Origin of the sequence: Nocardioides exalbidus, assembly GCF_900105585.1 — a bacterium.
In the GTDB taxonomy this organism is placed as follows: Bacteria; Actinomycetota; Actinomycetes; order Propionibacteriales; family Nocardioidaceae; genus Nocardioides; species Nocardioides exalbidus.
The window spans coordinates 2,252,274-2,275,334 of sequence record NZ_FNRT01000002.1 but is presented as its reverse complement, the minus strand read 5'-3'; the positions used below and the strand labels follow the sequence as shown (position 1 = coordinate 2,275,334).

The following is a 23,061-nucleotide window of genomic DNA, read 5'->3' as shown; positions in this document are numbered from 1 at the left end:
GGTTACTGGGGTGCGTCGGTGGTGAGGATGACCGTGAGCCGGTCCTTCCTCATCTCGCCCACGGCGGGCGCGGTGCGCGCGATGCCGAGGTCGAGCGCGAGCTGCTTGCCGGCCGCCTGGAGCCGCGGCGGGAAGTAGACCGTGGTCGTCGGGACGACGCCGTACCAGTTGTCCTCGCCCACGACCGACCAGCCGATCGTGGTCGCCTTCGTGGCCGTCGTGGCGGCCAGGCCCTTGATGCCGGAGTTGTTGTAGACCTCGACGTAGACCTCGCCGCGCTTGATCGCAGGCTTGGGCTTGGGCGTCCTGGTCGCGGTCGGCGTGGGCTCCGGCGACTGCTCGGCGCTGGCGATGGTCGCGGTGTTGTCGACGCGGCGCTCGGTGGGCGCCTGGTCGCGGGTGGCGAGGAAGGTGATCGAGGCCATCGCCACGGCGAGGACCGAGAGCATGACGAGCGGGGACGGGAACGCGACGCCGCGCTCGTCACGGGAACGGCGGCCGGTGGCGCTGGGGAAGAAGGCCATGGGGAAGGTGACCAATCGTGAGTGGGTGGCGGGCTGACGCAGGTGTGTCAGACCTCGAAGCCGAGGCGACGGGCGGAACGCTGGCGCTGGCGCGAGGCGCGCAGCCGACGGAGGCGACGGACCAGGAGCGGGTCGGCCTCGAGGGCCTCGGGGCGGTCGATGAGCGCGTTGAGGACCTGGTAGTAGCGGGTCGAGGACATGTCGAACTTCTCGCGCACGGCCTGCTCCTTGGCACCGGCGTACTTCCACCAGTGGCGCTCGAACTCCAGGATGTCGCCGTCGCGCTGGCTGAGCCCGGCAGCAGCCTGCTGCTCGGCTGCGATCTGCGACGCTGCGTCCATCAGTGCCATCTCCTCTTCGACCCCACGTCCACCCGTGCCCGGGTGGACTGCGGTCAGTCTAGGTGACGAACGACAACGATGTCATTCGCCTCCGGCGAGTCGTCTGGACAAACTCCGGCCATCCCTCGGACGCGGGCCCGGACCACCCCCGCCCACCCCTCCGGATGCCGCTCGGACGCGGGCGTTGGACGCCGCCCGGCCACCGAGGGGTGACCCGCCCGTCACCGCCCGTCGATAGGGTGACGTCGTGAGCCGAGTCCCGCAGGCAGACCTCGTGATCGTGGCCAACCGCCTGCCCGTCGACCGGGTGACGCTCCCCGACGGCGAGGTCTCGTGGCGCCGATCCCCCGGCGGCCTGGTCTCCGCGCTCGAGCCGGTCATGCGCGCCAACGACGGGGCCTGGATCGGCTGGCCGGGCTCGGCCGACGAGGACGAGTTCGAGCCGTTCGTCGAGGACGGCCTCTCCCTCGTGCCCGTCTCGATGAGCTCGCAGGAGGTCGAGGAGTTCTACGAGGGCTTCTCCAACGGCACCCTCTGGCCGCTCTACCACGACGTCGTCGCCAAGCCGGAGTTCCACCGCGAGTGGTGGGACTCCTACGTCTCGGTCAACGAGCGGTTCGCCGCCCGGGCCGCCGAGGTGGCCGCGGAGGGCGCCACCGTGTGGGTCCAGGACTACCAGCTCCAGCTGGTGCCGCAGATGCTCCGCGACCGCCGCCCCGACCTGCGCATCGGCTTCTACCTCCACATCCCGTTCCCGCCCGCCGAGCTCTTCTCCCAGCTGCCGTGGCGCCGCCAGATCCTGGAGGGCCTGCTGGGTGCCGACCTGATCGGCTTCCAGCTGCCGGGCGCGGCCGCGAACTTCGTCCGCCTCGTGCGCAGCCGCGTGGGCCACAAGACCCACCGCGACACGATCTACCTCCCCGACGGCCGACCGGTGAAGGCGACGGCCTTCCCGATCTCGATCGACACCGCGGGCTTCGAGGAGCTCGCCCGCTCCGAGGGCGTCGCGAAGCGGGCCGCCGACATCCGAGCGGCCCTCGGCAACCCGAGGAAGATCTTCCTCGGCGTCGACCGCCTCGACTACACCAAGGGCATCTACTCCCGGCTGCGCGCCTTCGGCGAGCTGGTCCGCGACGGACACATCGACGTCGAGGACGCCGTCTTCGTCCAGGTCGCGACGCCGTCACGTGAGCGCGTCGAGCAGTACCGCATCCTCCGCGACGAGATCGAGCGGCTGGTCGGCCGGATCAACGGCGACGAGGGCCGCATCGGGCGCCCGGCGATCTCCTACATGCACTCCTCCTACCCCCGCGAGGAGATGGCCGCCCTCTACCGCGCGGCCGACGTGATGGTCGTGACGCCGTTCCGAGACGGGATGAACCTCGTCGCCAAGGAGTACGTCGCCTGCCGCTTCGAGGACGACGGCGCGCTCGTGCTCTCGGAGTTCGCCGGCGCCGCCCAGGAGCTCCGGCAGGCGTGGCTGGTCAACCCCTACGACATCGACGGCATGAAGGCCGCGCTGCTCGAGGCCTACGCGGCCGACGAGAAGGAGACCGGTCGCCGGATGCGGGCGATGCGCAAGACCGTCGTCCAGCACGACGTCGCCCGCTGGGCGGCCAGCTTCCTCCACGAGCTCGAGACCCTGCCCGAGCACCACGACAAGACCACGCGCAAGCCTGCCGCGCGCTAGCGACCGGGCCGGGCCTCGCCGACGGCGTGGTCCGTCCCGTCCTGGGCGACCATGATCGCCTCGATCTCCTTGACCAGCCGCTCGCCCAGGCGCGGCCACGACGGGTCGTAGCCGTAGGTCTCCGCGAGCCCGACGTGCGTGCGGGTGCCGTCGAGGAGGTCGATGTCGCGCGGGGAGATCAGGCCGGGGTGCACCACCCCGATGGCCTCGGAGACCTTGAGCAGGTCGCGGCGCATGGAGCGGACGTAGTTGGCGGCCCGGACGCTCTTGAGCGACACGTCGAGGCCGCGGGTGTAGCGGGGGTCCTGGGTGGCGACGCCGACCGGGCAGTGGTCGGTGTGGCACTTCTGCGCCTGGATGCAGCCGATCGACATCATCGCCTCGCGACCGGCGTTGACCATGTCGACGCCGAGGGCGAAGGCGACGATCGCGTTCTCCGGGATGCCGAGCTTGCCGGCGCCGATGAAGACCACGTCGTCGGTGAGCCCGGCCGCGGCGAAGCGCCGGTAGACCTCGGAGAAGGCGATCCGGAACGGGTAGGCGACGGAGTCGGCGAAGATCATCGGCGCCGCGCCCGTCCCGCCCTCGCCGCCGTCGATGTTGACGAAGTCGACGCCGCGCTGGCCGTCGGCCATGGCGGCGGTGAGCTCGTCCCACATCGTCAGGTTGCCGACGGCGGACTTGATGCCGACGGGAAGCCCGGTGGCCTGCGCGACCTCCTCGACGAAGTCGAGCATCGAGTCGACGTCGGAGAACTCGGTGTGCCGGCTCGGCGAGGCGCAGTCCTGGCCCACGGGGATGCCGCGGATCTCGGCGATCTCCTGGCTGACCTTCTCGCCGGGGAGCATGCCTCCGAGGCCGGGCTTGGCACCCTGGCTGAGCTTGACCTCGATCGCCTTCACCGGTGCGGACTGCACGAGGTCGACGAGTCGCGCGAGGTCGAAGCGACCGTGCTCGTCGCGGCAGCCGAAGTAGGCCGTACCGATCTGGAAGACGACGTCACCGCCGTGGCGGTGGTGCGGTGACAGCGCGCCCTCACCGGTGTTGTGCAGACAGCCGGCCAGCGCGGCGCCCTTGTTGAGCGACTCGATCGCCTTGCCGGACAGCGCGCCGAAGCTCATCCCGGAGATGTTCACGACCGACTGCGGACGGAAGGCCTGCGGACGACCCCGCGCCGCCCCCATCACCTTGGCGCACGGCAGGACGACCTCCTCCTGCGCGTGCGGCATGACCGCGGCGCCGGGACCGGTGAACGTGCGGTGCTTGATGATCGGGTAGCCCGCGAGGTTCTCGATGTCGTTGTCCGTGCCGAACCCGAAGTAGTTGTTCTGCATCTTGGAGCTGGCGTAGACCCAGCGGCGCTGGTCGCGGCTGAACGGCCGCTCCTCGTCGTTGTCGGTCACGACGTACTGCCGCAGCTCGGGACCGAACGTCTCCAGCACGAACCGCGCGTGGCCGACGACCGGGAAGTTTCGCAGGATCGCGTGCTTCTTCTGGACCAGGTCGTGCACCGCTGTCGCCGCCGTCGCGACGGCCGTGCCGCCCAGGATCGCGTACCTCCACCTCATGGGACATGCCTAGCCCTCGCACCGGGTGATGTCGAGGAACCGCGCGCGAACGCCCGGCGGCAGTGTCGGCTCATGCGAGCTCGCCGCGAGCCAGGCTCACCCCGGAGTGGGTGGGATCGCCGTCGTCGGGCTCGATCGAGATGTCGACGATGCGGTAGCCCTCGTCGACGAGGTCGCCGGGCACCCGGAAGTCTCCCGCCTCGCCGTCGCCGAGCACTCCCAGCGCCACCATCCGGACGCCGTCGAGGTTGATCAGCCAGACCTCGTGGAAGCCCTCCTCCTGACCGAGGTCACGCGCCTTCACGCGCAGCGTCACGGCGTCGGCGTCACGCACGACCTCGGCCACCCCACGCGACTGCTCGCTGTCGAGCGCCGTGAGGTCGGCCGCGGCGACGACGGTCGCCGGGTCGCGCCGGTCGGGGACGGGATCGGGGTCGCCGACGGTCAACCGGCCCAGGCCGAGCCCGGCCACGAGCGCGACCGCGGCGGCGAGGCCGACGACCCAGGCCGGCAGGGCACGACGGCGCGAGGGCGGCGGGACCAGCGGGACCACCCGGGCGCTCGACCCGGCGATCTCCGCGAGCACCCGGTGGCGGACGCCCTCGGGCGGCGCGACCAGCGCCTCGGACTCGGCGGCGGACGACCGGACACCGGCGAGCCGGTCGACCAGGCCCGCGCACTCGTCGCAGCCGGACACGTGCTCGAGGACGGCGGGGTCCGCGTCGGAGGGGTCGACCACGAGGCCCGCGAGCTCGTCAGGTTGAGGATGGGTCATGGCGCACCTCCTCGAGTCGGTGATGGAGCTCCAGCAGCCCCCGGCGCAGGTGGCTCTTCACCGTGCCCAGTGGTAGTTCGGTGCGGTCGGCGATCTGGTTGTGTGTCAGGTCGCCCCAAAATGCGAGCCGCAGGATCGCGCGGCGCGGATCGGGCATCTCGTCGACCACCTGACGGACCACGACGCGGTCGACCAGCTCCTCGTCGTGCACCGTGGTCGCGTCGGGGACCGCGGCGACGCGCGCCACCTTGCGTGCGTCCCGCGCCCGCGCGGCCCGCACGTCCGCGACCTTGTGCCTGGCGATCCCGAGGAGCCACGCCGGCAACGCCCCCGGCGTGGGGACCAGGGTGTGGCGAGCCTGCCAGGCGGAGACGAACACCTGCTGGGTGACCTCCTCGGCGTCGTGGTGGTCGGCCAGGGCGCGGAGGGCGAAGGTGTGGACGAGGGCCGACCAGCGATCGAAGATCGCCTCGAGCGCCGCTTCCTCGCCCGCCACCAGGCGCGAGGCGAGGGACCGGACGTCGTCACGGCCCTCGAACTCGCTCACCCCACTGACCACGGGGACAACGTACTGGCCGCGCGCCGGTCGAGCGCGACGTGCTCCGCTCGACCGGCGCGCCAGCCTCGTGTCAGAGGTCGATCGGGCGCAGCACGCGGTCGATGCCGTGCGCGACCTGCTTGTTGCCCTTATTGAGGTCGAGGAGCTTGAGGATCGCCATCGGGTCCTGGGCGTTCTTGTCCTTGTCCTTCAGGGTGACCGACACGGACGGCTTCGTGCGGACCTTGACCTTGATGGTCTTGCCGGCCGCGGTCTTCAGCGAGGCGCCGTTGGCCTTGAGCACCTTGTTGCTGGTGAGCGTCTTGCCCGGGACCACGTGGTAGAGCAGCACGGTCTCGATGGTGTCGACGCCGGCGAGCTCGACGAGCGTGTTGAAGATCTTCTTCTCGCTCTTGATGGTCTTGCCGGTGAGGTCCTTGGCCAGCAGGCGGAACGCCTCGTCAGTGGGCACGAACGCGGTGAGGGGCTGCGAGCCGTCGGCGAGGAGCGCGACCGGCGAGTCCGGCTTGGCGGCGAGGACGGCGAGGACGGCCTCGGTCGTGATGTCGAAGTCGTTTTTGTTGTTGTCGAACTTGTTGCCGTCCGACGTCAGCAGCGCGGCGAGGCTGTCGTCGCCTGCCTTGGTGGTGGCCACCTGGGCGGTCGCGGCGGGTGCCGTCGCCAGCGCGCCGAGCGCGAGGGCGGAGGCGGCGAGAAGGGCGGGAACGCGTCGGTTCATCGAGGGTTTCCTTCCATCGGGGGTGCCGGTCGGCACCCTGTCTCCCCCTTCTCGGCGCGAACACCTCGGTTGGATGCACCCGGTGCGTAGATTCTTCCCATGGACCTGATCCCCACGCCCGACCAGGTGGTCGCGGCGGCCGGAAACGTCGCGCACGCCGTGCTCTACGGCGGCCTCGCGGACCTGCGCCCGATGCCGCGGACGCTCATCGACGACGGCGAGCTGCGCGAGGTCTACCACTACCGCCCGGCCCGGGACGTGGCCGAGGCCGGGGACCCGGTGCTGCTGGTGACGCCCCTGGCCGCGCCCGCGCTGTGCTTCGACCTGCGACGCGACTGCTCGCTCGTCGAGCACCTGGTCACGCAGGGACGCCCGACCTATCTCCTGGAGTACGGCCAGGTCTCCTTCAAGAACCGTGCGCTCGGTGTGGAGCACTGGGTCGACGAGGTCCTGCCCGAGGCGATCCGCACGGTCCACGAGCACTCCGGCGGCCGCGGCGTGCACCTCGTCGGCTGGAGCCTGGGCGGGATCTTCGCCCTCCTCACTGCAGCCGACCGTCAGGACCTGCCGATCGCCTCGCTGACGGTGCTCGGCTCCCCCGTCGACGTGCGCAAGGTGCCGTTGGTGGCACCCGTGCGGCCGCTGCTCAACCTCACCCAGGGCAAGGGCGCGGTCACCCGCGCCTACCGCGCGCTCGGCGGCGTGCCGGTGCCGCTGGTCAACTGGGCCTTCACCGCGGCGTCGGCGCAGAAGGTGGTGACCAAGCCGCTCGCGGTGATCACCCACCTCGACGACACCGACTACCTCGCCCAGCTCGAGGCGGTCGACCGGTTCCGGGCCAACATGACGGCCTACCCCGGGCGCACCTTCGGCCAGCTCTACCACCGCTTCGTCAAGGGCAACGCGCTCGCCGGCGGCAGCATGGAGATCGGCTCGCGGACCGTCGACCTCGCCGCGATCCGGGTGCCCGTGCTCGTCTTCGCGGGCAACACCGACGGCATCGCGCCGCTGCCGGCCGTACGCGCCGTGGTGCCGCTGCTGACCGGCTCGCGGCAGGTGCAGTTCGAGATCGTGCCCGGCGGGCACCTCGGCATGCTCACCGGCCGGGCCGCCCGGGGGACCACGTGGACCACGATCGACGAGTGGGTCGACCAGTGGTCGGCCGGCGTGGTGCCGGTGGTGGCGAAGCCTGCCCGGAAGGCCGCTGCGAAGAAGGCTCCGGCGAAGAAGGCCCCTGTCGCCACGAAGGCGGCAGCGGCGAAGGCCACATCGACGAAGAAGGCTCCCGCCAGGAAGTCGAGTCCTGCGAAGAAGGCCGCCCCCGCCCAGGCCGCGTCCGCGTCGGCGATCGGGTCCAACCCCGCGCGGCGCTACGGCTCGTCGGGCTCGCGGGCGCTGGGCCAGCGGTGACGGCAACCGCGTCGCCGGGCGAGGCCGCGCGCCTGTCGCGCGGGGTCCGGATCGGCTACGGCAGCGGGTCGGTCGCGACGGGTGCGTTCGGGACCGTCCCCGGGCTGATGCTGCTCCCCTACCTCACCGACGAGCTCGGGATCGCGGCGCTGTGGGCGGGCGTGGTCGTCTTCCTGCCGAAGGCGTGGGACGTGCTGCTCAACCCGGTGGCGGGACGCGTCAGCGACCGCACGACCGACCCCGCCGGCCCGCGTCGACCGTGGCTGATCCGGGCCGGGCTGATGCTGGCCGGGGCGTTCGCGCTGATCTTCGCCGCACCCGACCTCGACAGCCGGTGGCTCGAGGCGGGGTGGGTGATGGTGTTCTTCGTCCTGGCGGCGACGGCGTACGCCTTCTTCCAGGTGCCCTACGTCGCGATGCCGGCGGAGATCACGACGTCGTACGACGAGCGCACGCGGCTGATGACGTGGCGGGTCGCCATCCTCGCGTTCACGATCATGCTGGCCGGCGCGACCGCGCCCGTGATCCGCGACGCGGTCGGCGGTCGCGACGGCTACCGCGTGATGGGCGTGGCGATGGCCCTCGTCATCCTCGTCGGCGTCGTGAGTGCCTGGTGGGGCACGCGCACCGCACCGATCGGCGCCGTCAGTGCCGGAGCGGGCTCGCTGGGCGAGCAGCTGCGGGTGGTCGGGCAGGCACGGGACTTCCGCGTGCTGCTGACGACGTTCGTCCTGCAGGCGCTCGCCACCGGCTGCATGCTCGCGGGAGTCGCCTACGTCGCGGAGGACCTCCTCGGCCGGACGGGCGCCGCCACCATCCTCTTCGTCTGCTTCGTCGGGCCGGCCCTCCTGCTGACGCCGCTGTGGGCCCGGTGGGGCGAGCGCGTCGGCAAGAAGCAGGGCTACCTCGCCGCGTCGCTGCTGCTGGCCGCCGGTGCCGCGCTCGCGGTCCTGGCCCGCGGCGGCAACGACGTGTGGACCTTCGTGGCGACCGGGCTGGTCGGCGTCGGCTACGCCGGCTGCCAGGTCTTCCCGATGGCGATGCTCCCCGACGTCGCCGCGGTCGACGCCGCGCGGACGGGTGAGAACCGGGCCGGGGTCTACACGGGCGTGTGGACCGCGGGCGAGACCCTCGGGCTCGCGCTGGGGCCGGCGCTGTTCGCGCTGATGCTCGCGCTCGGCGGCTACCTGTCCAGCGAGGGACGCGACATCAGCCAGCCCGACTCGGCGCTGACCGCGATCGCGCTCGGCTTCTCGCTCGTGCCGGCCGCCCTCACGATCGCCAGCCTGTGGTGGCTGCGGCAGTACTCCCTCGACACCGCCGAGGTCGCGGCCGCGACCCACGGACCGCTCGCCGGACACGGAGGAATCGATGACTGACCCACTCGAGCGGTTGAAGGCGCTCCAGGGCGCCGACCTGCCGGTGCACGGGGGCCGCACCCTCGCCTACGTCTACGACTCCGGCGACCCGGAGGTCGACCGGATCGCACGCGAGGCGGTCGCTGCCTACGCCGGGTCCAACGCGCTCGACCCGACGGCGTTCCCGTCGTTGCTGCAGATGGAGAACGAGCTCGTCGGCTTCGCGTGCGGCCTGCTCGACGCGCCCGACGACGCCGTCGGCACGGTGACCTCTGGTGGCACGGAGTCGATCCTGCTGGCGGTGCAGGGCGCGCGGGACGCCCGCCCGGACGTCGTACGGCCGCGGATGGTGCTGCCCGCGACGGCGCACGCCGCGTTCCACAAGGCGGCGCACTACTTCGGCGTCGAGGCCGTGATCGTGCCGGTCGGTCCCGACTTCCGGGCCGACGCGAGGGCGATGGCGGACGCCATCGACGAGGACACCGTCCTGGTCGTCGCGAGCGCACCGTCGTACGCCCACGGCGTGGTGGACCCGGTGACCGACATCGCCGCGGCGGCCGCCGCGCGCGGTGTGCGCTGCCACGTCGACGCCTGCATCGGCGGGTGGGTGCTGCCGTACGCCGCCCGCCTCGGCCGGGCCGTGCCGCCGTGGACCTTCGCGGTGGAGGGCGTCACGTCGATCTCGGTCGACACGCACAAGTACGCCTACGCCCCCAAGGGGACATCGCTGCTGCTCCACCGCGACGGGTCGCTGCGCAAGCCGCAGTTCTTCGCCTCGGCGGCCTGGCCGGGCTACACGATGCTCAACGCGACGACCCAGTCGACGCGGTCCGGCGGACCCATCGCGGGGACGTGGGCGGTCGTGCAGCACCTCGGCGACAACGGCTACGCCGACCTGACCGGTCGGGCGTTCGCCGCCGTCGACGCGATCGTCGCGTGCGTCGAGCGGGAGCCCGCGCTCCACCTCGTCGTCGCGCCGGACTCGACCCTCGTCACGCTCGCCACCGACGAGACGCTCGACCCGTTCACGCTGACCGACGAGCTGGTCTCGCGCGGGTGGTACGTCCAGCCGCAGCTGTCGTACGGCGACCACGGGCCGAGCATCCACCTGTCGGTCAGCGCCGGGACGCTCGCGCACGTGCAGGACCTCGCGTCCGCGCTGGGCGAGTCGGTGGTGGCGGCGCAGGCGGCCGGGCCCGTGGCGGTTGACGCCGGGGTGGTCGCCTTCATCGAGGCGCTGGACCCGGCCACGCTGGGCGACGACGACTTCGACGGGTTGCTGGCCGCGTCCGGGCTCGTCGGTGCGTCGGAGCAGGGCGACCTCGAGCTGCCGACCCGGATGGCGGAGGTCAACGCGATGCTGGACGTCGCGTCGCCCGCGATGCGCGAGGCGCTGCTGGTGGCGTTCCTCGACCGGTTGCAGAGGCCCGCCTTCGGAGCCCGGGGATGAGCTCTCTCGAGGGGCTCGTCCAGAAGGGGCGCGTGGCGCCCGACTGGGCCGCCGCTCTCGCCCCGGTCGACGGGCAGATCGCGGCCATGGGCCGCTTCCTGCAGGAGGAGTCTGCGGCCGGCCGGGGCTACCAGCCCAGCGCCGACCGGGTGTTCCGGGCCTTCGAGCGCCCGCTGGCCGACGTACGCGTGCTGGTGGTGGGGCAGGACCCCTACCCCAACCCGCAGCACCCGATCGGGCTGAGCTTCGCGGTCGAACGGCACGTGTGGCCGCTGCCGCCGAGCCTGCGCAACATCTACCTCGAGCTGCGCGACGACCTCGGCGTCGTGCCGCCGCGGCACGGCGACCTGTCCGCGTGGGCCGACCAGGGCGTGATGCTGCTCAACAGGTGCCTCACCGTGCGGCCCGGTGACTCCAACAGCCACCAGCGCAAGGGGTGGGAGCCGATCACCGAGCGCGCCATCACGGCGCTGGCCGAACGCGGCGGCCCGTGCGTCGCGGTGCTCTGGGGTCGGCCGGCGCAGTCGCTCAAGCCGCTCCTCGGCTCCATCCCGTCGGTCGAGTCGGTCCACCCCTCGCCGTTGAGCGCGCACCGCGGGTTCCTCGGCTCGAAGCCGTTCAGCCAGGTGAACCGGTTGCTCGAGGAGCAGGGCGCGGAGCCGATCGACTGGACGCTGCCGACGTACGACGACGTCCCACCCCGGGGGTAGTCCACCGGGTTCTGGTTCCCGGGACGGCCCCATGACGACCACTTGCCGGTGGACTACGCCGGGAATATAGTTGAATCCCGGACTATTGAGGATGTCATGACCACTGCCATGCCCGCCCTGTACATCGGCCACGGTGCGCCGCCGCTGCTCGACGACCCGATCTGGTCGGGCCAGCTGAGGGCGTGGGCGGGCGACCTGCCGCGACCGAAGGCCATCCTCATCGTCAGCGCGCACTGGGAGTCCGCGCCGGTGAGCCTGACCGCGAGCGGCGCGCCGCTGGTCTACGACTTCGGCGGGTTCGCGCCGCGGTACTACCAGATGACCTACGAGACCCCCGACGCCACGGCGCTCGCGCAGCGGGTCGCGGCGATGATGCCGGACGGCGAACCGGTCCACCAGCACGTCTCCCGCGGGCTCGACCACGGGGCGTGGGTGCCGCTGAAGATCATGTATCCGGAGGCCGACATCCCGGTGCTCCAGATGTCGCTGCCGACCGACGACCCGCACCGGCTGATGAAGCTCGGCGAGCGGCTCCGCCCGTTGCGCGAGGAGGGCGTGCTGATCATCGGCTCGGGCTTCCTCACCCACGGCCTGCCGTTCCTCAAGGAGTTCCGCATCGAGGCCGAGGCACCCGGCTGGTCGGTCGACTTCGACCTGTGGGCCGCCGACGCGCTCACGCGGGGCGATGTCGACCTGCTGTCCGACTACAGGTCGAAGGCGCCGGGGATGCCGTACGCCCACCCGACCGTCGAGCACTACACGCCGCTCTTCGTGACGCTGGGCGCCGCGACGGCCGCCGACGCACCCGGCACCCAGGTGATCGACGGCTACTGGATGGGGCTCTCCAAGCGGTCGCTGCAGGTCGCCTGACCCGCCCGACTAACCTCGGGGGATGCGCGTCCTCTCGATCCAGTCCCACGTCGCCTACGGGCACGTCGGCAACTCTGCCGCCGTCTTCCCGCTCCAGCGCCTCGGCCACGAGGTGTGGCCGGTGCTGACGGTCAACTTCTCCAACCACACCGGCTACGGCGAGTGGCGCGGGCCGCTGATCGCGGCCGAGGACGTCGCCGCGGTGATCACCGGCATCGGCGAGCGCGGCGCCTTCGCGTCCTGCGACGCGATCCTGTCCGGCTACCAGGGATCCCCGGAGATCGCCGACGTCATCGCCGACGCGGTGGCGCAGGTCAAGGCGGCCAATCCGGCGGCGACGTACACCTGCGACCCGGTCATGGGCAACGCGACCTCGGGCTGCTTCGTGAACCCGGCGATCCCGCCGAAGTACCGCTCGACGATCATCCCGGTCGCCGACCTGCTGACGCCCAACCAGTTCGAGCTCGGCTTCATCACCGACCGCGACAGCCTCAGCGGACCCTCGCCGCTGGAGGCGACCCTCGAGGCGGTCGACGAGGTGCGCGCGCTCGGTCCGTCGACGGTGCTGGTCACCTCGGTCCTGCGGATCGGCGCGCCCGAGGACTCGATCGAGATGCTCGCGGTCACCGGCGACGAGGCGTGGCTGGTGACCACCCCGCGCCTGCCGATGAAGGCCAACGGCTCGGGCGACATCACCGCGGCCCTCTTCACCGCCCACCTGAGGACGACCGGCTCGGCCGCCGACGCGCTCGCGCGCACCGCCTCCTCGGTCTTCGCCGTCCTCAGGGCGACCCACGACTCCGGCGAGCGTGAGCTCCGTCTGGTCGAGGCCCAGGACGCGATCGCCTCGCCGGCCAACGAGTTCGTGGTCGAGCAGGTCCGCTGACGCTTCACCATGGGATGTCGGGACGTGCAGCACTTCCCTCGTGAAGTTGCGTGGGGGAAGTGCGTTTTCGTCGACATCCCATGGTGAAGCAGCAGCACGGGCGGAGCCGGTGACAGGAATCGAACCCGCGACATCATTATTACAAGTAATGCGCTCTACCAACTGAGCTACACCGGCGTACGCCTCGCGGCGCGGCGGCCATCCTAGGTGAGGAAGGATGGGGCTCGTGAGCCTCCTCCACCTCCCTCACCACGACGGCTCCCCGCTCTACGTCTCCGACGAGGCGCCGGCGCTGGGCGAGACCGTGGTCGTGCGCGTCCGCACCAGCGCGAGCGACCCGGTCGACGCGATCTGGCTGCGCACGACGTACGACGCCGAGCCGGTCTTCCACGCGACGACGACGTCCACCGAGGGCGACGTGGTCTGGTGGGCCGCCGAGCTGCCGGTCCACAACCCGGTGACGCACTACCGGTTCCTGGTCGTGCGGGGCGATCAGCAGGAGTGGCTGACCGGCGCCGGCCCGGTGGCGCACGACGTCCCGGACGGTGCCGACTTCCGGCTGGCGGCCTACCCGGCCGCGCCGGACTGGGGGCGCGACGGCGTGGTCTACCAGGTCTTCCCGGACCGGTTCGCCCGGTCGGCCGCGGCCGACGACCGCGCGCTGCCCGACTGGGCGCTGGCGGCGGAGTGGGACGACGAGGTGGCCTTCGAGGGCACCGACCCGCGCACGCCGATGCAGCTCTTCGGCGGCGACCTCGACGGGATCACCGAGCACCTCGACCACATCGAGCGGGTCGGTGCGGACATCCTCTACACGACGCCTGTCTTCCCGGGCGAGAGCAACCACCGCTACAACGCCACCACGTTCACCGAGGTCGACCCGCTCCTCGGCGGCGACGAGGCCTACGACCGGCTCAGCACCGCGGTCCACCAGCGTGGCTGGCGGATCCTCGGCGACCTCACCACCAACCACACCGGCGACACCCACGAGTGGTTCCTCTCGGCCAGCGACGACCCGGCCGGGCCGCACCGGACCTACTACTACTTCAACGACGACGGCACCTACGCCTGCTGGATGGGCCACGGCACGCTGCCGAAGATCAACCACACCGACCCCGACCTGCGCGCCGCGATGGTCGAGGGCCCGGACTCGGTGGTCGGGCGCTGGCTGCGCAAGCCCTTCGACGTCGACGGCTGGCGCATCGACGTCGCCAACATGACCGGACGCCTCGGCCCGATCGACGTCGCCCACGACGTGGCCCGCGCCGCGCGCGCGACCGCCGCCGACCTGCGGGAGGACCCGTGGGTCATCGGCGAGCACAACCACGACGCCACCGGCGACGTCGACGGTGACGGCTGGCACGGCACGATGAACTACTCCGGCTTCTCCTGGCCGGTCTGGTCATGGGTGCGCGACCCCGCCTCGCCCGCCCGTCCCTTCGGTCGTCCGGTCCCGGTGCCCCGGCGCGGCGGAGCGGCCGTCGTCGAGACCTTCCGCGCCTGGCAGGGCACCCTCGGCTGGCGCGCCACCGCCAACAGCTGGAACATCCTCGGCTCCCACGACTCCGCCCGGATCCGCACGGTCGTCGGCGGCGACACCGCGGTCCACCGGGTGGCCGTCGGCCTCCAGTTCACGCTGCCCGGCGTGCCGATGGTCTTCGCCGGGGACGAGATCGGCCTCGAGGGCGTCAACGGCGAGGACGCCCGCCGGACCATGCCGTGGCACCGCTCGGACGAGTGGGACACCGCCACCATGGCGACGTACGCCGACCTCGCCCGCTTGCGGCGCAGCCACCCCGCTCTCCGGCGCGGGGGCCTGCGGTGGGCGCACGTCGACGACGACACCATCGCCCACCTGCGCGAGCACCCCCAGGGTTCAGTGCTCGTGGTCGCGCGCCGGGCGGGCGGCGCCTCCTTCACCCTGCCGCTGGCCGGGGCCACGCACCTCTTCGGCTCCGAGCCCGGCGGCGGCGACCTGCTCGCCGGCCCGGACGGGCTCGAGGTGCCGTCGAGCGACGGGCCGCGGGTCGACGTGTGGAGCGTGGGTCCGGAGTAGGTTGCGGGGATGCCCCTGCGGATCGTCGCGAGCCGGCCGGACCCGGCGATCGTCGGCCTGCCGTGGGACACCCCGCTCGAGGAGTGGCCGGACGACATCGTCGTGCCCCTCCCCCGTGGGCTCTCGCGCCACGTCGTGCGCATCGTGCGGCTCGGCAGCTACGTCTACGCGGTCAAGGAGACCCAGGACGACATCGCGTTCCGGGAGTACCGGATGCTGCGCGACCTCCAGCGGATGGGCATGCCCTCGGTCGTGCCGCAGGGGGTCGTCACCGGGCGCGAGGCCCCCGACGGCAGCGGGCTGCCGGCGGTCCTGATCACCCGCCACCTCCAGTTCTCGCTGCCCTACCGCAGCCTCTTCAGCCGCGGCATGACCGCCGAGCACGTGCCCGTGCTCATCGACGCGATGGCCGTCCTGCTCGTGCGCCTGCACCTGGCCGGCTTCTACTGGGGCGACGTCTCGCTCTCCAACGTGCTCTTCCGCCGCAACGCCGGCGAGCTCGCGGCCTACCTCGTGGACGCCGAGACCGGCGAGCTGCACGAGGACGTGAGCGACCGGATGCGCGACTACGACATCACCGTCGGCTGCGAGAACATCTTCGCCGAGCTGATGGACCTCAGCGCCAGCGGCGCGGTGCAGCACCCGATCGACGGCTTCGCGATCATCGAGCACCTCCGTGAGCGCTACGAGGCGCTGTGGCGCGAGCTGACCGACCTCGAGGAGTTCGGCGCCGACGAGATGTGGCGCATCGAGCGCCGGGTCGAGCGGCTCAACGACCTCGGGTTCGACGTCGACGAGCTCGACATCGTCACCGACCTCGGCGGCGACACCATCCGGATCCAGCCGAAGGTCGTCGACCTCGGCCACCACGCCCGCGAGGTGCAGGCGCTCACCGGCATGTCGGTCGAGGAGAACCAGGCCCGGCGGCTGCTCAACGACCTCGCCGCCTTCACCGCCCACTTCGACCTCGGTCGCGAGGACCGGCACGTCGTCGCCAGCCGGTGGATGCACGAGATCTTCGAGCCGATCATGGCGATGATCCCGCCCGACGCGACCGGCAAGCTCGAGCCCGCCGAGGTGTTCCACGAGATCCTCGAGCACCGGTGGTACCTCTCGGAGCGGGCGGGCCACGAGGTCAACATCCACGAGACCGCCCGCGACTACATCGACCGCTACCTCACCGCTCGTCCCGACGAGGCGATCACCGGCCAGGAGTGACCGCAGCGGCTCAGACGTCGATGCGCGACCCACCCTCCAGCCACCACGCCGCGGACCCGCGGACCTGCGCGTCGAGCGTCGGGTCGCGCACGACCTGCGGCAGCACCGGGTGCCCGCTCATGCCGATGGCGTAGGTGGCGGCCCGGGCGGTGCCGGGATCGGTCAGCGCGGCGCGTACGACGTCGAGCGCGAGCACGTGCCCCGACGCCCCCAGCACCTGCAGCGCGGCCGAGCGCAGGACGGGGTCGGGCGAGTCGAGCCACGCGACGACGCCGTCGTTCGCCCGGCCGGCGAGCGCCCCGTGCAGGCGGCGCGCCATCCGGTGGCGGATCCGCCGGTCGGGCTCGCCGTCCACGAGCACCCGGAACCGCTCCCAGACCGGGTCGGCGAGGGCCGGCAGCCCGGCGAGCAGGAAGTAGCCGGTCACCGCCCGCGTCTCCCAGTGCCCGTAGCCGATGTCGAAGAGCAGCCGCGCGAGCATCGGCTGGTCGCCGACACCGACCTCGTGACCGACGTCGGTGGCGATCGCGGCGCACTGCTGCCACTGCCGGTTGGCGCGGTGCCGGTCGAAGCCCTCGACCTCGGGCGCCGGCGGCAGCCGGCGACCCGGCTTCGTGGCCGCGGAGCGAGCGGTCGACGACGGGACGAGCCGGATGAGGTGCGCCGCCCACTCCTCCTGCGACGAGCCCGGCTCGGAGGCGTCGAACGCCCTGACCAGGTCGGGCAGCACCGTCGGCCAGAAGGTGCCCGCCGGGCTGATCTCCCCCATGTTCTCCAGGGCGAGCGCGCCGCAGATCGCGAGCTGGGCCCGGTCCGAGCGCAGCAGCTCCAGGCACCAGGCGACCCCGTCCAGGGTCACCGCCTCGCCCACCGCACTCAGCAGGTCGGCGAGTCCCTGGGCGTGCGGGTGCGCGACCTCGTGCCGGGCCGCGCGGAGCACGAGGAAGCCGTAGTCGCTGCACCGGAGCTTGGCCAGCGCCTCGTAGCGGCTGGGGTAGCCGTGGCCGCACGAGCGGGCCAGCTCACGCACCAGCCGCCGGACGACGCGCTGCGCCAGCGGGACGGGCATCCCGATGTTGCCCGGTGCGGCGATCGAGCGCGCCCAGCGCAGCCAGTCGCCACCGGTCGCCGCGGCCCCGGAGTCGAGGCGCTCGGTGAGCTCGGAGAGCTCGGCCACCGACCTGATCGCCTCGCCCGGCCGGGCGTCGGGCGGGCTGGACGCCGGGAAGGTGCGGGCGAGCACGTCGATCGGCGCGCGCAGCGACCCCTCCGGCATCCCGAGCACCTGCTCGTAGCCGTCGACCAGCGAGCCGTCGCGCAGCTGACCGGTCTCGGCGCGCGAGATCCGGGCCGTGCTCGTCCCCAGCGCCGAGGCGAGGGAGCGCATTCGGCTGTCCGGGGCGCCGGAGGTCACCCGCGCCATCCGCATCGTCCAGGCGATGCGTGCGGCGACGTCGATCGACGAGCCGCCCAGCGGGGTGGCGTCGTCCACCACCGTCATCCGCGGCTGCTCCGGCACGTGGCGAGTATCAGGGAATGCCTGACAGCGCGCTGCCCGTCACCCGGATCTTGAAGCGAACGGGTTTCAGCGGAGGTGAAAACTGAATCCGGGCTTGCGCTCGCCTTGACGGAACGGAGGATCGCAGGTGCCGGGCTGGGACTGTGGGGGCCCAGCCCGGCACGGCCACCACGCTCCGCCGGACCCGGGTCGGCCCGGGTCGGTTCAGCCCGGCTCGATCGCGGCGTAGTCCCCGACGAGCCACGAACCGTCGGTGCGCAGCCGGACCCACTGCAGGCCCACCGGCCGGCCGTCGGCGTAGGTCACCAGGCTGACGTCGGCGTCGCGGCGCGGCTTGCTGCCGAGCGCGATGGCGTACGCCGCCCCGCCGGTGGTGCCGTTGGTCCAGGTGTAGCCGACCTCGCCGTCCTCGCCCTCGACGGCGTCGGGGCCTGCCTGCACGTGCGTGTGGCCACCGAGCACGAGGTCGACACAGCCGCGGGAGAGCGCCTCGCGGCCGAGGTTGGCGTCGTGGACGAGGATCGTGCTGACCCGCTCGCCGTCGTCCTGGGCCGCGCAGGCGGCGTCGGCGATGCGGAGGCCGACCTCGGTGAAGCTCAGGCCGGACTCGTCGCGCCAGTTGCCCAGGCCGCTGCTGCGTGGGTCGTCCACGCCCAGGAGCGTGCCGCCCCACGGCGCGTCGACCACCTCGCCGTCGAGCATCGTCCAGCCCTTGTCGGCGAGGTAGGACGACACGAAGGTGCCGTGGTCGTGGTTGCCTGCGATCCCGAAGCGGTCCCAGTCGTCGAAGGTGGCGGCGAGCGAGTCGAGGCTGAACGCCTCCCACGGCTGGCCGGTCGAGGTGTCGTCGCCGCCGTCGAGCACGACGGTCGCGCCGGCCGCCTCGCCGATCGCCCGTGCCACCCGGTCCATGCCGATGTTGTCGTGGCGGTCGGTCACCAGCAGCGCGACCGTCTCGCCGTCCTCGGGTCGGCGGACGTCGAGGTCGGCGGCGCCCTCGGCGGCGGTGGAGTAGAACTCCTTGCTCTTCTCGTAGGTGTCGACCGCGCTCAGCACGAGCTTCTTGCTCTCGGTCGTGACTGGTCCGGTGCGCACCTCGATGCCGCGCGTCTCGGCCGGCAGCGTGACGTCGGGGCCGGCGAGCTCGGCGAGCGTCTGCCACGTCCCCTGGTCCTCCTGCGTCTCCTCGTCGGCCTCCCACGGCTGCCAGACGAGGACCGGGAGCGCGAGCAGCAGGGCCAGGGCGAGGATCCCGTTGCGCGTGCGGAGCCCGCGGAAGAGCTGGCCGCGCCGGTGCCGGCCGAGCAGCAGGTAGAACGCGATCGGCACGAGCCCGACCCCCAGCCCGCGCAGGGCGGCCGAGACGGCCAGGTCGACCACGACGTCCTGGACCTTGCCGACCGGCGCGGTCGGGTCGCCGGCGATGTAGGCGTAGCGCTCGACGAGCTCCTCGATCGAGCCGACCTCGGTCTTGCCGAGCGTGAGGCGCACGCCGACGGGGCCGACGTCGCGGAACCGGAAGTCCGGCAGCAGCGGGCCCGTCTCCACCACAGCATCGCGCTCGAACGTGGGCCGTACGACGGTGTCGTGGCCGACCAGCACGATCGTCCGGCTGCTGCTGAGGAACAGCGAGACCGCGACGGAGATCCCGAGCAGCACGCTCAGGCAGACGACTGCGATGCCCGCCACGAGGCGGCGTCGACGGCCCATCAGCCGGCCTCAGGAGGCGTGGTCACTGCAGACGGGCCTGCGAGATCGAGTAGAGGGCGACCGAGGCGGCCACGCCGGCGTTGAGCGACTCCAGCTGGCCGGCCATCGGGATCGACACGATCTGGTCGCAGGTCTCGGCGACGAGGCGGCCCAGGCCCTTGCCCTCCGAGCCGACGACCACGACGAGCGGTCCCTCGGCGAGGCCACCGGGGGCGACCAGCTCGGGCAGCGACAGGTCGCCGTCGGCGGCGAGGCCGACCACCATGCAGCCCGCGTCCTGGTAGGCCTTGAGCTGCCGCGTGAGGTTGACCGTCTGCGCGACGGGGAGGCGGGCGGCCGCTCCGGCGCTGGTCTTCCAGGCGGAGGCCGTCATGCCGGCGGCACGGCGCTCGGGGATGAGCACGCCGTGCGCGCCGAAGCCGGCTGCCGAGCGGATCACGGCGCCGAGGTTGCGCGGGTCGGTCACGGAGTCGAGCGCCACGATCAGCGCGGGCTCCTTGTGGTCGTCGGCGCGCTCGAGCAGGTCGTCGGCGTGGGCGTACTCGTAGGCCGGGAGCCGCGCGGCGAGGCCCTGGTGGACCGCTCCGCTGGTCATCCGGTCCATCTCGTTGCGGGTGACCTCGAGCATGGTCAGGCCCTGCTCGGCGGCGAGCTTGAACACCTCACGCATGCGCCCGTCGCGCTCGGTGCCCTCGGCGACGTAGACCGCGGAGACGGGCACGCCGCCCTGGAGCAGCTCGAGGACCGAGTTGCGACCGGCGGCCCACTCGGCGTCGGAGGAGGTCCGCCGCCTGGTGCGGGTGGACTTCTCCTTCTCCGCGCGGGCGGCCATCTTGTGCGCCTTGTGGTAGGGCCGGTCCTTCGCCTTGGGCGTCGGTCCCCTGCCCTCGAGGCCACGACGGACGCGCCCGCCGGAGCCGGCGGTCGGGTTGCCCTTGCCGGACTTCTTGATCGAGCCCTTGCGTTGCGAATTACCGGCCACTTCTACACGCTCCACTTCGGGCCGGTCGGGGTGTCTTCCACCTCGACGCCGGCCGCCTTGATCTGGTCACGGATGGCGTCGGCGCGGGCCCAGTCCTTGGCCTCGCGCGCCGCCGCCCGGTCGGCCAGGAGGCCCTGCACCAGGGCGTCCACGACCTCGGTCAGCTTGTCGTCGGAGCCGCCGGTCGCCCACGCCTCGTCGGCGGGGTTGAGGCCGAGCACGTCGAGCATCGCCAGCACCTCGCCGAACTTCGCAGCGAGCGCGTCGGACGCACCGTCGGTGAGCAGCTTGTTGCCCTCGCGCACGGAGTCGTGGATGACGGCCACCGCGGCCGGGGTGCCCAGGTCGTCGTCCATCGCGGCGACGAACGCGTCCGGCAGGGCGGCGTACCACTCACCCACGACGGGCGCGGCACGGTCGAGGAAGTCCTCGATCCGCCGGAAGGCCTTGGCGGCCTCGTCGAGCGCCTCGAAGCTGAACTCGACGTGCGAGCGGTAGTGCGCCGCCACCATGTAGTAGCGCAGCTCCTGCCCGCGGACCCGCTTCAGCACCTCGGGGATGAGGAGGGAGTTGCCGAGCGACTTGCTCATCTTCTCGCCGGCCGTGGTGATCCAGGCGTTGTGCAGCCAGTACGACGCGAACGGCCGGCCTGCCGCGCGCGACTGGGCCTGCTCGTTCTCGTGGTGCGGGAAGCGGAGGTCGACGCCGCCGCCGTGGATGTCGAAGGCGGGGCCGAGGTACTTGCCGGCCATCGCCGAGCACTCGATGTGCCAGCCGGGCCTTCCCCGACCCCACGGCGACGGCCACGATGCAGTCTCCGGCTCCGACGCCAACTTCTGTCCCTTCCACAGGGCGAAGTCGCGCGGGTCGCGCTTGCCGCGCGGGTCGGCGTCGCCGGCGGGCTCCATGTCGTCGACCTTCTGCCGGGTCAGCTCGCCGTAGTCCGACCAGCTGCGCACGTCGAAGTAGACGTCGCCGCTGCCGTCCTCGGCGGCGTAGGCGTGGCCCTTCGCGATGAGCTGCTCGGTCAGCTCGACGATCTCCGGCACGTGGCCGGTGGCGCCGGGCTCGTAGGTCGGCGGCAGCACGTTGATGGCCGCGAGGGCCTTGTCGAGCTCGCGCTTCATCGCGGCGGCGAGGGCGTACCAGTGGACGCCCTGCTCGGCAGACTTGGTGAGGATCTTGTCGTCGATGTCGGTGACGTTGCGGATGAAGTCGACCTCGTGGCCGGTCGCCGAGAGCCAGCGCCGGAGCACGTCGAAGTTGACCGCGGAGCGCACGTGGCCGACGTGCGGCTCGGACTGCACGGTGAGGCCGCACACGTAGATGCCCGCCCGGCCCTCGACGAGGGGGACGAAGTCGCGCGTCTCGCGCGTGGCGGTGTCGTGGAGCCTCAGAGTCACCTGCGCAAGTGTAGGTGCGCGGGGGCGATCCCCCGACTCGGCGAGCGTGCGCACGGATCCTGTGACTCCTGTGACGCATGGGATCCTGCGGGTTATCGTCGACCGGTGCTCCGACGCCCTGCCGCCCTCGCCCTGGCCCTCCCCCTCCTGCTGGGCGGCCTCGTCGCACCGGCCACCGCGGCCGACCACGACGTCGTGCCGCGACGCGCGGCGGCGCAGGTGCAGCTGACGTCGTGGAGCACGTACGCCGACTTCAAGGCGGGCAGTCGCAGCGGGCTCAAGCTCGGCCGCGGGGTCGTCACGCTGCGTGACGCCAGGCCGCGCACCGTCGCCGGCAGGGCCTACGAGGCCGGCACCTGGACCTCGCCGTGGGCCAGCCCCGGCTTCGGCGCGACCTCGCTCATCCCGACGTGGGAGGCCTCGACGCCGGGCCGCAGCATGGTCCGCGTCGAGGTCCGCGCGAAGGGACCCGACGGCCGCACCGGCAGCTGGGACACCATGGCCGACTGGTCGCGGACCAACCGCCCCGTGAAGCGGACGACGTACTCCGGCCAGCCCGACGACCTCGGCTCGGTCAACGTCGACACGTGGACCGCCGCGAGCACGATCACCGCCTGGCAGGTGCGGGTCACGCTGATGCGTCCGAAGGGCTCCGCCAACGCCGTTGCGCTCGAGCGCGTGGGCGCGGTCGCCTCGGCCGGTGAGAAGACCCCGCGACCGACCTCGACGCCCGGCCCATCGGTGGTGGGCACGGTCCTCGACGTCCCGGCGCTGTCGCAGATGGTGCACACCGGCCACTACCCGCAGTGGGGCGGAGGCGGCGAGGCCTGGTGCTCGGCCACGTCGACCGCGATGGTCCTCGGCTACTACGGCATCTCCCCCGCCCCCACCGGCATCGCGCCGGGCCACGTCGACGCCGTCGTCGACCACACCGCGAAGATGGTCTACGACCACGGCTACCGCGGCACCGGCAACTGGGCCTTCAACACCGCCTACGCCGCCACGCTCGTCGCCGGCGACTCCTACGTCACCCGGATGAGCGGCCTGCGGGAGGCCGAGGACTACATCGCCGCCGGGGTGCCGCTGGTCGCCTCCATCGCCTTCGGCCGCGGCCAGCTCACGGGCGCCCCGATCGCGGCCAGCAACGGCCACCTGCTCGTGATCGTCGGCTTCGAGGCCGACGGCGACGTCGTGGTCAACGACCCGGCCGGTGCCACCAACGCCGACGTGCGCCGGGTCTACGACCGCGCGGAGTTCGAGCGGATCTGGATCGCGGCCTCCGGCGGGACGGCGTACGTCATCCGCAACGGCTGA

The 23,061-nt window shown here is 72.3% G+C and carries 20 protein-coding genes and 1 tRNA gene; 10 read left to right on the top strand and 11 right to left on the bottom strand.

Annotated features, from left to right (window positions below; translation table 11 throughout):
- Positions 1-2 precede the first annotated feature (2 nt).
- Positions 3-524 (bottom strand): LytR C-terminal domain-containing protein, encoded by a 522-nt coding sequence (locus tag BLV76_RS11185; protein WP_090969193.1) that lies wholly within the window; start codon positions 522-524, stop codon positions 3-5.
- Between the two features lie 47 nt (positions 525-571).
- On the bottom strand, positions 572-865 hold the full coding sequence (gene napA, locus BLV76_RS11180; RefSeq protein WP_090969192.1) for a nucleoid-associated protein NapA: 294 nt from the start codon (positions 863-865) through the stop codon (positions 572-574).
- A 247-nt stretch (positions 866-1,112) separates the two neighbouring features.
- On the opposite strand from napA, the gene BLV76_RS11175 reads away from it, so the two are divergent.
- Positions 1,113-2,555, top strand: a complete 1,443-nt coding sequence (locus BLV76_RS11175; protein WP_090969191.1) for an alpha,alpha-trehalose-phosphate synthase (UDP-forming) — start codon at positions 1,113-1,115, stop codon at positions 2,553-2,555.
- Here the strand turns inward: BLV76_RS11175 and BLV76_RS11170 are convergent.
- The 4 genes from BLV76_RS11170 to BLV76_RS11155 all read right to left on the bottom strand — a co-directional run bounded on the left by BLV76_RS11170 (position 2,552) and on the right by BLV76_RS11155 (position 6,175).
- Positions 2,552-4,123, bottom strand: a complete 1,572-nt coding sequence (locus BLV76_RS11170) for an FMN-binding glutamate synthase family protein (RefSeq protein ID WP_090969190.1) — start codon at positions 4,121-4,123, stop codon at positions 2,552-2,554. The two genes, BLV76_RS11175 and BLV76_RS11170, sit on opposite strands and share 4 nt — an antisense overlap.
- Positions 4,124-4,193: 70 nt before the next feature.
- Positions 4,194-4,898 (bottom strand): anti-sigma factor, encoded by a 705-nt coding sequence (locus BLV76_RS11165; protein WP_090969189.1) that lies wholly within the window; start codon positions 4,896-4,898, stop codon positions 4,194-4,196.
- Positions 4,879-5,445: an RNA polymerase sigma factor gene (locus tag BLV76_RS11160; RefSeq protein ID WP_090969188.1), complete on the bottom strand. Its 567-nt coding sequence runs from the start codon at positions 5,443-5,445 to the stop codon at positions 4,879-4,881. Before BLV76_RS11160 ends, BLV76_RS11165 begins: the two co-directional genes overlap by 20 nt.
- Positions 5,446-5,527: 82 nt before the next feature.
- Positions 5,528-6,175 (bottom strand): fasciclin domain-containing protein, encoded by a 648-nt coding sequence (locus tag BLV76_RS11155; protein WP_090969187.1) that lies wholly within the window; start codon positions 6,173-6,175, stop codon positions 5,528-5,530.
- A gap of 99 nt (positions 6,176-6,274) precedes the next feature.
- On the opposite strand from BLV76_RS11155, the gene BLV76_RS11150 reads away from it, so the two are divergent.
- The 6 genes from BLV76_RS11150 (at position 6,275) to pdxY (ending at position 12,859) form a co-directional block, all read left to right on the top strand.
- Positions 6,275-7,585 carry an alpha/beta fold hydrolase gene (locus BLV76_RS11150; protein ID WP_090969186.1) on the top strand — a complete coding sequence of 437 codons (1,311 nt, stop codon included), beginning with the start codon at positions 6,275-6,277 and terminating at the stop codon, positions 7,583-7,585.
- Positions 7,582-8,964 (top strand): MFS transporter, encoded by a 1,383-nt coding sequence (locus tag BLV76_RS11145; protein WP_245734634.1) that lies wholly within the window; start codon positions 7,582-7,584, stop codon positions 8,962-8,964. The genes BLV76_RS11150 and BLV76_RS11145 overlap by 4 nt, the downstream gene beginning before the upstream one ends.
- Complete coding sequence (locus BLV76_RS11140) at positions 8,957-10,393, top strand: pyridoxal phosphate-dependent decarboxylase family protein (protein ID WP_090969185.1); 1,437 nt, start codon at positions 8,957-8,959, stop codon at positions 10,391-10,393. The genes BLV76_RS11145 and BLV76_RS11140 overlap by 8 nt, the downstream gene beginning before the upstream one ends.
- Positions 10,390-11,103 carry a uracil-DNA glycosylase gene (locus tag BLV76_RS11135; protein WP_090969184.1) on the top strand — a complete coding sequence of 238 codons (714 nt, stop codon included), beginning with the start codon at positions 10,390-10,392 and terminating at the stop codon, positions 11,101-11,103. Before BLV76_RS11140 ends, BLV76_RS11135 begins: the two co-directional genes overlap by 4 nt.
- A 108-nt stretch (positions 11,104-11,211) precedes the next feature.
- Positions 11,212-11,973, top strand: coding sequence for a dioxygenase family protein (locus tag BLV76_RS11130; protein WP_245734633.1), 762 nt, complete (start codon positions 11,212-11,214; stop codon positions 11,971-11,973).
- 22 nt (positions 11,974-11,995) lie between these two features.
- Positions 11,996-12,859 carry a pyridoxal kinase PdxY gene (gene pdxY, locus BLV76_RS11125; protein ID WP_090969182.1) on the top strand — a complete coding sequence of 288 codons (864 nt, stop codon included), beginning with the start codon at positions 11,996-11,998 and terminating at the stop codon, positions 12,857-12,859.
- 104 nt (positions 12,860-12,963) lie between these two features.
- Here the strand turns inward: pdxY and BLV76_RS11120 are convergent.
- A tRNA-Thr gene (locus tag BLV76_RS11120) sits at positions 12,964-13,036 on the bottom strand.
- Between the two features lie 49 nt (positions 13,037-13,085).
- Here BLV76_RS11120 and BLV76_RS11115 point away from each other — a divergent pair.
- Together BLV76_RS11115 and BLV76_RS11110 are read left to right on the top strand one after the other, a co-directional pair.
- The gene (locus tag BLV76_RS11115) at positions 13,086-14,915 is read left to right on the top strand and encodes a glycoside hydrolase family 13 protein (protein ID WP_090972615.1); all 1,830 of its coding nucleotides are present in this window, start codon (positions 13,086-13,088) and stop codon (positions 14,913-14,915) included.
- Positions 14,916-14,924: 9 nt separating this feature from the next.
- Positions 14,925-16,133 carry a DUF4032 domain-containing protein gene (locus BLV76_RS11110; protein ID WP_090969181.1) on the top strand — a complete coding sequence of 403 codons (1,209 nt, stop codon included), beginning with the start codon at positions 14,925-14,927 and terminating at the stop codon, positions 16,131-16,133.
- 10 nt (positions 16,134-16,143) lie between these two features.
- On the opposite strand, the gene BLV76_RS11105 is transcribed toward BLV76_RS11110, so the two are convergent.
- The 4 genes from BLV76_RS11105 to cysS all read right to left on the bottom strand — a co-directional run bounded on the left by BLV76_RS11105 (position 16,144) and on the right by cysS (position 21,747).
- Positions 16,144-17,652: a HEAT repeat domain-containing protein gene (locus tag BLV76_RS11105; protein WP_139306549.1), complete on the bottom strand. Its 1,509-nt coding sequence runs from the start codon at positions 17,650-17,652 to the stop codon at positions 16,144-16,146.
- 204 nt (positions 17,653-17,856) lie between these two features.
- Positions 17,857-19,362 carry a metallophosphoesterase gene (locus tag BLV76_RS11100; protein ID WP_090969179.1) on the bottom strand — a complete coding sequence of 502 codons (1,506 nt, stop codon included), beginning with the start codon at positions 19,360-19,362 and terminating at the stop codon, positions 17,857-17,859.
- 22 nt (positions 19,363-19,384) lie between these two features.
- Entirely contained in the window at positions 19,385-20,344 is a 960-nt protein-coding gene (rlmB, locus tag BLV76_RS11095) for a 23S rRNA (guanosine(2251)-2'-O)-methyltransferase RlmB (RefSeq protein WP_090969178.1), read from the bottom strand.
- A 2-nt stretch (positions 20,345-20,346) separates the two neighbouring features.
- Positions 20,347-21,747 carry a cysteine--tRNA ligase gene (cysS, locus tag BLV76_RS11090; RefSeq protein WP_090969177.1) on the bottom strand — a complete coding sequence of 467 codons (1,401 nt, stop codon included), beginning with the start codon at positions 21,745-21,747 and terminating at the stop codon, positions 20,347-20,349.
- Positions 21,748-21,852: 105 nt separating this feature from the next.
- Between cysS and BLV76_RS11085 the strand changes: the two genes are divergently transcribed.
- Complete coding sequence (locus tag BLV76_RS11085) at positions 21,853-23,061, top strand: peptidase C39 family protein (RefSeq protein ID WP_090969176.1); 1,209 nt, start codon at positions 21,853-21,855, stop codon at positions 23,059-23,061.